The sequence below is a fragment of the Streptococcus sp. HMSC077D04 genome (genome assembly GCF_001808785.1).
Lineage (GTDB): Bacteria > Bacillota > Bacilli > Lactobacillales > Streptococcaceae > Streptococcus > Streptococcus mitis_BX.
In genome coordinates this window covers 148,124-161,543 of record NZ_KV794536.1, presented here as the reverse complement: position 1 = coordinate 161,543, position 13,420 = coordinate 148,124, and the positions used below count along the sequence as shown (strand labels likewise).

The 13,420-nt window shown below is 43.2% G+C and carries 8 protein-coding genes; 7 read left to right on the top strand and 1 reads right to left on the bottom strand.

Translation table 11 applies throughout. The features are described 5' to 3' along the window. Positions 1-104: 104 nt before the first annotated feature. The 7 genes from HMPREF2701_RS05620 to HMPREF2701_RS05590 all read left to right on the top strand — a co-directional run bounded on the left by HMPREF2701_RS05620 (position 105) and on the right by HMPREF2701_RS05590 (position 9,469). Entirely contained in the window at positions 105-863 is a 759-nt protein-coding gene (locus HMPREF2701_RS05620) for an isoprenyl transferase (protein WP_000466722.1), read from the top strand. Between the two features lie 8 nt (positions 864-871). Further along, the gene (locus tag HMPREF2701_RS05615) at positions 872-1,675 is read left to right on the top strand and encodes a phosphatidate cytidylyltransferase (RefSeq protein WP_061589608.1); all 804 of its coding nucleotides are present in this window, start codon (positions 872-874) and stop codon (positions 1,673-1,675) included. 21 nt (positions 1,676-1,696) lie between these two features. Continuing rightward, complete coding sequence (rseP, locus tag HMPREF2701_RS05610) at positions 1,697-2,956, top strand: RIP metalloprotease RseP (RefSeq protein ID WP_070482416.1); 1,260 nt, start codon at positions 1,697-1,699, stop codon at positions 2,954-2,956. Between the two features lie 12 nt (positions 2,957-2,968). Continuing rightward, complete coding sequence (locus HMPREF2701_RS05605) at positions 2,969-4,822, top strand: proline--tRNA ligase (protein ID WP_061589606.1); 1,854 nt, start codon at positions 2,969-2,971, stop codon at positions 4,820-4,822. A 98-nt stretch (positions 4,823-4,920) separates the two neighbouring features. Beyond that, positions 4,921-6,300, top strand: coding sequence for a 6-phospho-beta-glucosidase (bglA, locus tag HMPREF2701_RS05600; protein ID WP_061589605.1), 1,380 nt, complete (start codon positions 4,921-4,923; stop codon positions 6,298-6,300). A 192-nt stretch (positions 6,301-6,492) separates the two neighbouring features. Then, positions 6,493-8,301: a glutamine--fructose-6-phosphate transaminase (isomerizing) gene (gene glmS / locus HMPREF2701_RS05595; RefSeq protein WP_061589604.1), complete on the top strand. Its 1,809-nt coding sequence runs from the start codon at positions 6,493-6,495 to the stop codon at positions 8,299-8,301. Between the two features lie 118 nt (positions 8,302-8,419). Then, complete coding sequence (locus HMPREF2701_RS05590) at positions 8,420-9,469, top strand: LLM class flavin-dependent oxidoreductase (RefSeq protein ID WP_061589603.1); 1,050 nt, start codon at positions 8,420-8,422, stop codon at positions 9,467-9,469. Between the two features lie 99 nt (positions 9,470-9,568). On the opposite strand, the gene HMPREF2701_RS05585 is transcribed toward HMPREF2701_RS05590, so the two are convergent. Continuing rightward, entirely contained in the window at positions 9,569-13,357 is a 3,789-nt protein-coding gene (locus HMPREF2701_RS05585) for a pullulanase (RefSeq protein WP_070482414.1), read from the bottom strand. Positions 13,358-13,420 lie beyond the last annotated feature (63 nt).

Here is a 13,420-nt window from a genome sequence, read left to right as displayed (position 1 = left end):
GTGGTTTGAATTTGATTTTCGAAGAGTATAAATAGCTTAGTGATAGAAGAAAATAGGGAAATATGGTATAATGAAACGATAGATTTTTGAATAGGAATAAGATCATGTTTGGATTTTTTAAGAAAGATAAGGCTGTGGAAGTAGAGGTTCCGACACAGGTTCCTGCTCATATCGGCATCATCATGGATGGCAATGGGCGTTGGGCTAAAAAACGTATGCAACCGCGAGTCTTCGGACACAAGGCGGGCATGGAAGCATTGCAAACTGTGACCAAGGCAGCCAACAAACTAGGCGTCAAGGTGATTACAGTTTATGCTTTTTCTACAGAAAACTGGACCCGTCCAGATCAGGAAGTCAAGTTTATCATGAACTTGCCAGTAGAGTTTTATGATAATTATGTCCCGGAATTGCATGCGAATAATGTTAAGATTCAAATGATTGGGGAGACAGACCGCCTGCCTAAGCAAACTTTTGAAGCTCTGACCAAGGCTGAGGAATTGACTAAGAACAACACAGGTTTGATTCTTAATTTTGCCCTCAACTATGGTGGACGTGCTGAGATTACACAGGCTCTTAAGTTGATTTCCCAGGATGTGTTAGATGCCAAAATCAACCCAGGTGACATCACAGAGGAATTGATTGGCAACTATCTCTTCACCCAGCATTTGCCTAAGGAGTTACGAGACCCAGACTTGATTATCCGTACTAGTGGAGAATTGCGTTTGAGCAATTTCCTTCCATGGCAGGGAGCCTACAGTGAGCTCTATTTTACGGATACCTTGTGGCCTGATTTTGACGAGGCGGCCTTGCAGGAAGCCATTCTTGCCTACAATCGTCGTCATCGCCGATTTGGAGGAGTTTAGGAGGAAATATGACACAGGATTTACAGAAAAGAACCTTGTTTGCAGGGATTGCCCTGGCTATTTTCCTACCAATTTTAATGATTGGTGGCCTCTTGCTTCAGATAGCAATTGGAATCATAGCCATGCTAGCCATGCATGAACTTTTGAAGATGAGAGGTCTAGAGACCATGACTATGGAGGGCCTCTTAACCCTCTTTGCAACCTTTGCCTTAACCATTCCCTTGGAGAATTATCTGACTTTTTTACCAGTTGATGGGAATGTTGTTGCTTATAGTGTGTTGATTTCAATCATGTTAGGAACGACTGTTTTTAGCAAGTCTTATACGATTGAGGACGCTGTTTTTCCTCTTGCTATGAGTTTCTATGTAGGCTTTGGATTTAATGCTTTACTAGATGCTCGCGTTGCAGGTTTAGATAAGGCTCTATTGGCCTTGTGTATCGTCTGGGCTACCGACAGTGGTGCCTATCTTACTGGGATGAACTTTGGGAAACGGAAACTGGCTCCAACGGTTTCTCCAAATAAAACCTTTGAGGGTGCCTTGGGTGGCATTTTAGGTGCTATTTTAGTAACCATCATCTTTATGATGGTTGACAATACAGTTGCTCTTCCGTATGGAATTTACAAGATGTCAGTCTTTGCTATTTTCTTTAGCATTGCTGGACAATTTGGTGATTTACTAGAAAGTTCGATCAAGCGTCACTTTGGTGTCAAGGATTCTGGGAAATTTATCCCTGGACATGGTGGTGTTTTGGATCGTTTCGATAGTATGCTGCTCGTATTTCCAATCATGCACTTATTTGGACTCTTTTAATCAAAAGACGGAGGAAATACTATGCTCGGAATTTTAACCTTTATTCTGGTTTTCGGGATTATTGTGGTAGTGCACGAGTTCGGACACTTCTACTTTGCCAAGAAATCAGGGATTCTAGTGCGTGAATTTGCCATTGGAATGGGCCCCAAAATCTTTGCTCACATTGGCAAGGATGGAACGGCCTATACCATTCGAATCTTGCCTCTGGGTGGCTATGTTCGCATGGCCGGTTGGGGTGATGATACAACTGAAATCAAGACAGGAACTCCTGTCAGTTTGACTCTTGCTGATGATGGTAAGGTTAAGCGCATCAATCTTTCTGGTAAAAAATTAGATCAAACAGCTCTTCCTATGCAGGTGACCCAGTTTGACTTTGAAGACAAGCTTTTTATCAAGGGTTTGGTTCTGGAAGAAGAAAAAACATTTGCAGTAGATCACGATGCAACGGTTGTGGAAGCAGATGGTACTGAGGTTCGGATTGCTCCCTTGGATGTTCAATATCAAAATGCAACTATCTGGGGCAAACTGATTACCAACTTTGCAGGACCTATGAATAACTTTATCTTAGGTGTCGTTGTTTTTTGGATTTTAATCTTCATGCAGGGTGGCGTCAGAGATGTTGATACTAACCAGTTCCATGTCATGCCCCAAGGGGCTTTGGCCAAGGTGGGAGTGCCAGAAACGGCACAAATTACCAAGATTGGCTCACATGAGATTAACAACTGGGAAAGTTTGATTCAGGCTGTGGAATCAGAAACCAAAGATAAGACGGCCCCGACCTTGGATGTGACTATTTCTGAAAAGGGTAGTGACAAACAAGTAACTGTTACCCCAGAAGAAAATCAAGGTAGATATATTCTAGGTGTTCAACCAGGAATTAAGTCAGATTTTCTATCCATGTTTGTAGGTGGTTTTACAACTGCTGCTGACTCGGCCCTCCGAATTCTATCAGCTCTGAAAAATCTGATTTTCCAACCGGATTTGAACAAGCTAGGTGGACCTGTTGCCATCTTTAAGGCAAGTAGTGATGCTGCTAAAAATGGAATTGAGAATGTCTTGTACTTCTTGGCAATGATTTCCATCAATATCGGGATTTTTAATCTTATTCCGATTCCAGCCCTGGATGGTGGTAAGATTGTGCTCAATATCCTAGAAGCCATTCGCCGCAAACCATTGAAACAAGAAATTGAAACCTATGTCACCTTGGCCGGAGTGGTCATCATGGTTGTTCTGATGATTGCTGTGACCTGGAATGACATTATGCGACTCTTTTTTAGATAATCGAGGAATATTATGAAACAAAGTAAAATGCCTATCCCAACGCTTCGCGAAATGCCAAGCGATGCTCAAGTTATCAGCCATGCTCTTATGTTGCGAGCTGGTTATGTTCGTCAAGTTTCAGCAGGTGTTTATTCTTACCTACCACTTGCCAACCGTGTGATTGAAAAAGCTAAAAATATCATGCGCCAAGAATTCGACAAGATTGGTGCCGTTGAGATGTTAGCTCCAGCCCTTCTCAGTGCAGAATTGTGGCGCGAATCAGGTCGTTACGAAACTTATGGTGAGGACCTTTACAAACTAAAAAACCGTGAAAAATCAGACTTTATCCTAGGTCCAACTCACGAAGAAACCTTTACAGCTATTGTCCGTGATTCTGTCAAGTCTTACAAGCAATTGCCACTCAACCTTTACCAAATCCAACCTAAGTATCGTGATGAAAAACGCCCACGTAATGGACTTCTTCGTACACGTGAGTTCATCATGAAGGATGCTTACAGTTTCCACGCTAACTATGATAGCTTGGACAGTGTTTATGATGAGTATAAGGCTGCTTATGAGCGTATTTTTACTCGTAGTGGTTTAGACTTCAAGGCTATCATTGGTGACGGTGGAGCCATGGGTGGTAAGGACAGCCAAGAATTTATGGCCATTACACCTGCTCGTACAGACCTTGACCGCTGGGTTGTTTTGGACAAGTCAGTTGCCTCATTTGATGAAATTCCCGCAGAAGTGCAAGAAGAAATCAAGGCAGAATTGCTCAAATGGATGGTCTCTGGTGAAGATACCATTGCTTACTCAAGTGAATCTAGCTATGCGGCTAACTTGGAAATGGCAACAAATGAGTACAAACCAAGCAACCGTGTTGTCGCTGAAGAAGAAGTAACTCGTGTTGCAACGCCAGATGTTAAGTCAATCGATGAAGTTGCAGCCTTCCTCAACGTTTCAGAAGAACAAACAATTAAAACTCTCTTCTACATGGCAGATGGTGAGCTTGTTGCGGCCCTTCTAGTTGGAAATGACCAACTCAACGAAGTCAAGTTGAAAAACCACTTGGGAGCAGATTTCTTTGACGTTGCTAGTGAAGAAGAAGTGGCAAATCTTGTTCAAGCAGGTTTTGGTTCACTTGGACCAGTTGGTTTGCCAGAGAATGTTAAAATCATCGCAGACAGGAAGGTGCAAGATGTCCATAATGCAGTTGTGGGTGCTAACGAAGATGGCTATCACTTGACTGGTGTGAACCCAGGTCGTGACTTTACTGCAGAATATGTGGATATCCGTGAAGTTCGTGAGGGTGAAATTTCTCCAGACGGACAAGGTGTTCTTAACTTTGCGCGTGGTATCGAAATTGGTCACATCTTCAAACTCGGCACTCGCTATTCAGCAAGTATGGGAGCAGATGTTTTGGACGAAAATGGCCGTGCTGTGCCAATTATCATGGGATGTTACGGTATCGGTGTCAGCCGTCTCCTTTCAGCAGTGATGGAGCAACACGCTCGCCTCTTTGTTAATAAAACGCCAAAAGGTGAATACCGTTACGCATGGGGAATCAACTTCCCTAAAGAGTTGGCACCATTTGATGTGCACTTGATCACTGTCAATGTCAAGGATGATGAAGCGCAAGCCTTGACAGAAAAGCTTGAAGCAAGCTTGATGGAAGCTGGTTACGAAGTCTTGACAGATGACCGTAACGAACGTGTCGGAGTCAAATTCAGTGATAGCGACTTGATTGGGTTGCCAATCCGTATCACTGTTGGGAAGAAAGCAGCCGATGGCATCGTAGAAGTGAAGATTAAAGCGACTGGTGACACCATCGAAGTTCATGCAGATAACTTGCTTGAAACGCTTGAAATTCTCAGCAAGAAATAAAAACTATAATCAGAAGAAAAACAAGGAAAAAATGTAACTAGTTTTTACCTTGTTTTTTCTGTATAATGGGAAAAATGACTAGATAAAGAGGTAAATGTATGCTAAGATTTCCAAAGGATTTTGTCTGGGGATCCTCTACTTCTGGACCACAGACAGAAGGATGTGTAGCTGGTGACGGCAAGGGAGATAATCTCTGGGATTATTGGTACCAAGTGGAGCCAAATCGTTACTATAATGGGATTGGTCCAGATAAAACATCAACCTTTTATGAAAACTGGGAAAAGGATATTGAGCTACTGTTAGAAACTGGTCACACGGCCTTTCGGACTTCTATTCAGTGGTCACGGATTTTTCCACAAGGGCGTGGGAAAGTCAATCCTCAAGGTGTGGACTTTTACCGTAAGGTTTTTGAGTCTATTAAGGCCAAAGGGATTCGTCTTTTAGTCAATCTTTATCATTTTGATTTGCCTTTTGCCCTTCAAGAGGATGGTGATGGTTGGGAAAATAAGGCGACTGTCTCAGCCTATGAAGACTATGCTCGTTTTTGTTTTGAGACTTATGGAGATATAGTGGATCAATGGATTACCTTTAACGAGCCCATCGTTCCAGTAGAATTTGGATATTTTTACGATGCCCATTATCCACATAAGGTGGATGCAGAGGCAGCCGTTAAAGTAGCTTATCATACACAATTGGCTAGCAGTCGGGCGGTTAAGGCTTGTCACGAACTCTTGCCTGATTCCAAGATTGGGATTGTCCTCAACTTGACACCGGCTTATCCACGTAGCCAGCATCCTGCTGATGTTAAGGCAGCTCGCATTGCGGACCTTTTTCAGGCCCAATCTTTCTTAGATCCGTCTGTTTTGGGGACTTATCCACAGGAGTTGGTAGAAATCTTGCATGAATACGGTCTCTTGCCTGATGCTACAGAGAAGGAGTTGAAGCTCATTCGTGACAATACAGTGGACTTCCTTGGTGTCAACTACTATCAACCTTTACGTGTTATGGCGCCTCGATTTGCTAAGCATCCAGAGAGTCCACTCTTACCAGAACATTTTTACGAGCCTTATGTGATGCCTGGACGTAAAATCAATCCTCATCGTGGCTGGGAGATTTATGAACAAGGGATTTATGACATTGCTCAAAATATCAAGGAAAATTATGGCAATATTGAGTGGATGTTGACAGAGAATGGTATGGGTGTTGAAGGGGAAGAAAAATTCCGTCAAGATGGAATGATTCAAGATGATTACCGTATTGACTTTGTAAAAGGTCATCTTCGTGAACTTCACCGTGCTATTGAAGATGGAGCCAACTGTAAAGGATACTTGATTTGGACCTTTATCGATTGTTGGTCATGGCTCAATAGCTATAAAAATCGCTATGGTTTGGTTGAATTAGACTTGGAAACGCAAGAACGTCGTCTGAAGAAATCAGGGCACTGGTTCAAGGAGTTAAGCGATAATAATGGATTTTAAAAAGGACTCTGACTGATTATCCTAATTGGTCAGAGTTTTTTTGATTTCAGGAAGTTGATTTGAACTATACCAATTTTTACTCTTGACAAGTGAAAGAAACAAGTATATACTGTTTTTGCTGATTCTATAAAAGAGGAATCAGACTATACCAATTTTAAGGAGAAAGCACAGCTGGTCTGTGTCGTATATACTATGTGTGGAATTGTTGGTGTTGTTGGAAACACAAATGCAACTGATATTTTGATTCAAGGGCTTGAAAAGCTCGAATACCGTGGCTATGATTCTGCGGGAATTTTTGTCCTAGGTGGTGCTGAAAACCACCTAGTCAAGGCTGTAGGCCGTATCGCAGAATTGTCTGCCAAGACAACTGGTGTTGAGGGAACGACTGGTATCGGACATACTCGTTGGGCAACTCATGGGAAACCAACTGAAGATAATGCTCACCCACATCGCTCTGAGACAGAACGTTTTGTCTTGGTTCACAATGGAGTGATTGAGAACTACCTTGAAATCAAGGAAGAATACCTTGCAGGTCACCACTTCAAAGGGCAAACAGATACAGAAATCGCCGTTCACTTGATTGGAAAATTTGCAGAAGAAGATGGCTTGTCAGTTCTTGAAGCCTTCAAAAAAGCTCTTCACATCATCCGTGGTTCTTATGCCTTTGCCTTGGTTGACTCACAAAATCCTGAAGTCATCTACGTAGCTAAAAATAAATCACCACTCTTGATTGGTCTTGGGGAAGGCTACAACATGGTCTGCTCAGACGCCATGGCTATGATTCGTGAGACCAACCAATACATGGAAATTCATGACCAAGAGTTGGTAATCGTCAAGGCTGATAGCGTAGAAGTTCAAGATTATGATGGCAACAGCCGTGAACGTGCTAGCTACACTGCTGAGCTAGACTTATCTGATATCGGTAAGGGAACTTATCCTTACTACATGCTCAAGGAAATCGATGAGCAACCAACGGTTATGCGTAAGTTGATCCAAGCCTACACAGATGAGGCTGGTCAAGTTGTCGTAGACCCAGCTATCATCAAGGCTGTTCAAGACGCAGACCGTATCTACATTCTTGCAGCTGGAACATCTTACCACGCAGGATTTGCTTCTAAGAAAATGTTGGAAGAATTGACAGATACACCAGTTGAACTTGGAATCTCATCTGAGTGGGGCTACGGTATGCCACTTCTCAGCAAGAAACCACTCTTCATCTTTATCAGTCAGTCTGGTGAAACAGCTGATAGCCGTCAGGTTTTGGTCAAGGGCAATGAAATGGGGATTCCGAGCTTGACAGTGACAAATGTCCCAGGTTCAACTCTTTCACGTGAAGCCAACCATACCATGCTCCTTCATGCAGGTCCTGAAATTGCCGTAGCATCAACTAAAGCCTATACAGCGCAAATCGCAGCCCTTGCCTTCCTTGCAAAAGCAGTTGGAGAAGCAAATGGAAATACCAAAGCGCAAGCCTTTAATTTGGTTCATGAGTTGTCAATCGTAGCTCAGTCTATCGAATCAACTCTTTCAGAGAAAGAAACTATTGAAGCCAAGGTTCGTGAGCTTCTTGAAACAACTCGTAACGCCTTTTATATCGGACGTGGTCAAGATTACTATGTAGCCATGGAAGCAAGTCTCAAACTCAAAGAGATTTCTTATATCCAGTGTGAAGGCTTTGCGGCAGGAGAACTCAAGCACGGAACCATTGCCTTGATTGAAGAAGGAACGCCTGTCTTGGCCCTCTTGTCAGATCCAGTCCTTGCCAACCACACTCGTGGAAATATCCAAGAGGTGGCAGCCCGTGGTGCAAAAGTCCTCACTATCGCAGAAGAAAATGTTGCTAAAGAGACAGATGATATCGTCCTTACGACTGTACATCCATACCTCTCACCAATTTCAATGGTTGTGCCAACACAATTGGTCGCTTACTTTGCAACACTCCACCGTGGGCTTGATGTGGATAAACCACGTAACCTTGCTAAGTCAGTAACGGTAGAATAAGCTAAAAAAGTCTAGTTATCTAGGCTTTTTCTTGTGAGCAGATTGGTTGCTTGTACTCAAGATTCGTGTTAGAATAATTTTTCAAATTGAAGGACAGAGGTAGACAGGGAGAATCGCAATGGTAGAATTGGGAATTTCAACATTTGGGGAAACAACGGTGCTTGAAGAGACTGGGCAAACTTACAGTCATGCCGAACGCATTCGTCAGTTGGTGGCAGAGATTGAACTGGCTGACAAGGTTGGTTTGGATGTGTATGGAATTGGCGAGCACCATCGAGAGGATTTTGCAGTATCAGCTCCAGAGATTGTCCTGGCAGCTGGGGCAGTCAATACCAAGAAAATTCGTTTGACCAGTGCAGTCAGCATTCTTTCAAGTATGGACCCTATTCGCTTGTTCCAACAGTATGCCACCATCGATGCTTTGTCAAATGGACGAGCGGAGATTGTGGCTGGAAGGGGTTCTTTCACGGAATCTTTTCCCTTGTTTGGCTATGACTTGAAAGACTACGAAGCTCTTTTTGATGAGAAATTAGACTTGCTCCAGTTAGTCAATGAGAAGACCAAGTTAGACTGGAAAGGGCGATTGACTCAAACAATCTCTGGCAAAGAAGTCTATCCTCGTCCAGTTCAGGACAAATTACCCTTGTGGATAGCGACAGGTGGTCATGTCGAATCAACAGTGAAGATTGCTCAGGCTGGTCTACCGATTGTCTATGCAATTATTGGTGGCAATCCGCGTTATTTTAAAAAGTTGATTCAGGCTTATCGTGAGATTGGGAGCGAAGCGGGCCATGCTAGTCATGAACTAAAGGTTGGGGCTCATTCTTGGGGTTGGATTGCTGAAGATGGCGAGCAGGCTGTAAAAGATTATTTCCATCCGACCAAGCAAGTGGTGGATGCTATTTCCAAAGACCGTCCGCACTGGCAGGAATTGCGTTATGAGCAATATTTGGAGCAAGTTGGACCAAATGGTGCCATGTTTGTGGGCAATCCAGATCAAGTGTCCGAAAAATTAATTCGCATGATTGAGGATTTAGGATTGGACCGCTTCATGCTCCATCTACCGCTTGGTTCTATGCCTCATGAACAAGTCCTGAGAGCTATTGAACTTTTCGGAACGCAAGTGGCTCCAAAAGTACGGGCTTATTTTGCCATGAAAGAGGCTTAATAAAAAATCCTAATCAAGTTTATTATGACGGCAAATATTGTGCAAAAATCAATCCCCCGAGCGTTAAGGCTTGGGGGATAGTTCTATAGGAGGGCTAGTTTAGTTCTCTTTTTTGTTTTTTAGCAAGAACCCGAGACCTAGAAGAGCAAGGAGACTAATTCCTGCAAACAGGAGTTTGTGATCATTTTTGGTTCCTGTATTTGGTAGTTTAGCTTGTGAATCAGCTGTAGCTTGGTTAGGTTTATTTTCTGCATCAGCTACTTTTGTATCTAGTTTTGCAGAATCAGGTTTAGTTTGTGGAGCTGGAGTTTGCTGTTCCGGTTTGACTACTCGGTTTGACATATTGTCTTGGCTGTTATTTTGCCCTTGTTCTTGTTTTAAGCTAGAAAGGTCAAATTCTGGTTTTTCTTCCACAGCGGGGGCAACGATGGCACCGCCTTGAGCGATTCGAAGAACAGTAGCTGTAAGGGCATTTAATTTCAAGCCTTTTTCGGTCCATTCAAGTCCTTTCGGGTTGGCAATTCCTACTGGTCCTGCTTGGTTTTCATCTGCCAAAACTTCAGCATTTCTGAGGTGGTCGAAGGCAGTTCCCAAATTAAATTCGCGAGCTTTTTCGTCTGCATTGACAAAGACTGCGTAGATATCACCGTTTGGAGCAGTAATTTGGTAGCCAATTACTACATCCTCTTTTTCTACACCATTTTGACCTGGGACAGTGATGAGTTGGACACGGTCTTTGATATCTTGGAGACTCTTAAGTCGGAAGGCATCTGTAGATTGACGTAGGGCGATCAGACCTTTCATGTAGTCACGGCTCTTGACATTTTCAGGATATGCTTTTCCATCTGTAGCCTTAGTCCAGTCAAACTTGTTAATAGCATCACTCGAATCGTAAGAGTCGTGGATGAAGTAAGGATAGTCAAATGGATTGCCGTCCTTATCACGCAACAAGTGAGATTTGTTTGGAACCTTATCCTCTGCTACTGGAGTCTTGTAGGCTGGGTCACGGAATTGTTTGGTGCGACCATATTCCTGACCGGAGTGGATAAATGGAGTTCCTTGAGCTGTCAAGACCATGAGATTTCCAAGTCGCAAACGACGATGAATTTCAGCATAGTTCTCAGCTTTGCTTGGATCTTTTTTGATAGATTGGGCGATGATGTCAAAGAGGGTCAAGTTATCATGGGCTGCGATGTATTGGATGACATCTCCAGGACTATCTGCTTCAAAGTTGGTTGGTTGAGCAATGAGATTTTTGAAGATAGTGTTGATATCACGCTTGCCGCCTGTGATAAAGGCAGGTTGCCCTTCGTTTGGATAACCAGACTTGAGGTTGTTACGGATGTCGTCTGAGAAGACTGCGACAGTATCGGTATGTTTCATCCAATCTTGGTCAGCAGCTTTAGTAGGCATGTTTTCATCACCGGCATAGGTTCTCCAACCTTCACCCAGCATGATTAGATTTGGATTGAGGGTGCGTGCAGCCTTGTATGCTTCTTCGACAGAAGCTGCATCATGGTCTCCCATCATATCGAAGCGGAATCCATCTACTTTGTAGGTATCAACTAGATATTTGATAGAGTCAACTAGGAGTCGTTTGGTCATATGGTGGGTTGTCCCCAAGCGTCCACCACCAAAGCTAGTGCGAGGTGTCCCATCAGCATCCATAAAGTGGTAGTAGTTTGGCTCTAAATCTTCAAAGATATCGACTTTAGCTGTATGGTTATACACTACATCCAGGATAGCTCCCATGCCACGTTTGTGGATCTCGTTGATGAGGTTTTTAAATTCTGCGATTCGTTTTTCTGGATTCTTAGGATCGCTTGAGTACATACCAGTCAAGGAGAAGTAGTTTTGAGGGTCATATCCCCAGTTGTAGTTGCTGTTGCTTGAAGCATAGTCAGATAAGCGTTCGTGGTTCTTCAACTCATTGACAAAGTAGTAAGACAAGACTGGAAGGAGCTGGATGTGGGTTACACCCAAGTTTTTGAGGTAGTCTAGTTTTTCGATAAAGGCTTCAAAGGTACCAAATGGCTTAGTCAAATCTTTTGCGATGGCAGGATCTGAAGTGAAGTCACGCACATGAGCTTCATAGATGACAGCATCTTCGCGCGATTTGAAGTTGCGAATCTTACCATAAGTCAAGTCTTGAGGTCCTAGTTTAGCTGGATCTACAAAGGCAGCTTTAGCAACTTTATGGGCATCGTCAATCTTGGCTTCGTCACTATTCCAAGCAGCGAGGGATTTAGCGTAAGGATCGAGTGCAAGAACAGTTTTACCTTGGCGCTCGATTTGGTAGTGGTAGTAGTAGCCAGTGTAGTTGCTGATACCGAGACCAGAGTTTTCATTCAGAGTTTGCTTCCAAGTTCCTCTTTCCCCTTTTTCAAGAGCGACAGTTCCAACTACTTTTTCAGGGTCATTCTTGTCGTAGACAACGACAGAAACCTTATCAGCACTTGGTGACCAAAGGGTGAGGTCAACACGCTTGCCATCTTCTTTTAGAGTTGCGCCGAGTGGACCATCGTAACTGTAGGACTCATCCTTGAGGCGCCAGCTTGAACGTGTGGTAAATCGGTCTGAATTGTAACTGACAGTGTACGGGTGTTGAGTGTCAGAGAAGTTGCCGATGTAGGTTACTTTTTTACCTGCTTCATCCACTTCCACGTCTGTGATAGCTACTTTATTCCCTTGGTAATCAGTGATGCTGGAGTGTTTGAGGATATCGTCTTTCTTAGCTCCAACGAGGGTAGAAAAACTGCTTTCGATACGAGATTTAGCCACGTGTTGAGCTCCTGTCATGCGGATATCGTGCACATAGTAGGGGTTGGTGTAGATGGTTTCGTCATCATCTTTTAGGAAAATTTGGCTATGATTTTTCAAATCTGTGAACTTATAATCTTCTTTACGGATTTTCACATCGTCTCCTTGTTTGTTTCTGTCTAATAATAAAAATCCAAGATCTTTAGCTGCATCTTTGAGTGGAATATCAATATAGCGACCATATTTGCCTGTAGCCGTAAAGTCTGTTCCGTTAGGCCATTCACCACTACTTGGATTTTTCACATCTCCCCAGTACCAGAGAGATTTCTTGTCATAGTTGCCATCTGTACGGTAGTAGTTGACGCGAATAGTTCCTGCAGGTTGTGGCTCGTAAGAGAAAACCTTGTGATCTTGGTCCAACCAAGCCTCATTCATTTTTGGTGCCAGTTTCTCTACCGATTTATCGCCGGTTAGATTTTTCCCAGCTGTATTATTGATGAGGAAGCTAATTTTCTTGGCTTGTTCTCCCTTTAATTTGACATCTAGGTAGTAGCCGTAGTCATCTTTTTTGGCATCCTTGAAGGATAAGGCTCCGTTAGGCCAATTTTCAGATGGTTTTTCAACATCGTCCCAAGTCCATAGTCCTTGAGCATCCTTGTTTTCTTCAGGAAGCTTTTTGACATGGATACGGAAGTAGTTGTCTTCTATTGGCTCTTCTGCCTTAGTTTCAGTCGTTACTGGACTCGTAGAAGTAGTTGGCTCATTGGAACGATCTTGCCCGGTTTGTGGTGCGGAATCGGCGGGAGTTGCAGCCGGAGTGGGTGCCTCTGTTGCAGGTTGTTTTTCTTCTTTTTTCTCTAGGGAAGCGTTTGCATTTTTTGGCGAAGAAATATCACTTTCCTTCTTACCAGAGCTCGTTGCTGTATCAGTAAGAGGCTGTGCAAGGGCAGTAGTGGTTTCATTACTAGTTCCCTTATTGCTTGTAGTATTTTCGTTGGCTGAAATAGTTGGTGTAGCCATGGCAAGCAGAACAAGGCTTGCTCCAATAAGGACAGAACCAGTTCCATTTTTGAGGGAACGGATGCTGTAAACCATTTTTTTCTCAGTGTGAGATGGTGTTTTTCTCATAATGATTCTCCAATCAATAAATTTCTATATCAGTATAGCACTTAGTAAAAGAATATGCAAGCG

What these genes read in the sequence shown, in the direction of transcription:
- HMPREF2701_RS05620 (WP_000466722.1), top strand. Translation starts at nt 105, where the DNA reads ATGTTTGGATTTTTTAAGAAAGATAAGGCTGTGGAAGTAGAGGTTCCG.
- HMPREF2701_RS05615 (WP_061589608.1), top strand. Translation starts at nt 872, where the DNA reads ATGACACAGGATTTACAGAAAAGAACCTTGTTTGCAGGGATTGCCCTG.
- rseP (WP_070482416.1), top strand. Translation starts at nt 1,697, where the DNA reads ATGCTCGGAATTTTAACCTTTATTCTGGTTTTCGGGATTATTGTGGTA.
- HMPREF2701_RS05605 (WP_061589606.1), top strand. Translation starts at nt 2,969, where the DNA reads ATGAAACAAAGTAAAATGCCTATCCCAACGCTTCGCGAAATGCCAAGC.
- bglA (WP_061589605.1), top strand. Translation starts at nt 4,921, where the DNA reads ATGCTAAGATTTCCAAAGGATTTTGTCTGGGGATCCTCTACTTCTGGA.
- glmS (WP_061589604.1), top strand. Translation starts at nt 6,493, where the DNA reads ATGTGTGGAATTGTTGGTGTTGTTGGAAACACAAATGCAACTGATATT.
- HMPREF2701_RS05590 (WP_061589603.1), top strand. Translation starts at nt 8,420, where the DNA reads ATGGTAGAATTGGGAATTTCAACATTTGGGGAAACAACGGTGCTTGAA.
- HMPREF2701_RS05585 (WP_070482414.1), bottom strand. Translation starts at nt 13,357, where the DNA reads ATGAGAAAAACACCATCTCACACTGAGAAAAAAATGGTTTACAGCATC.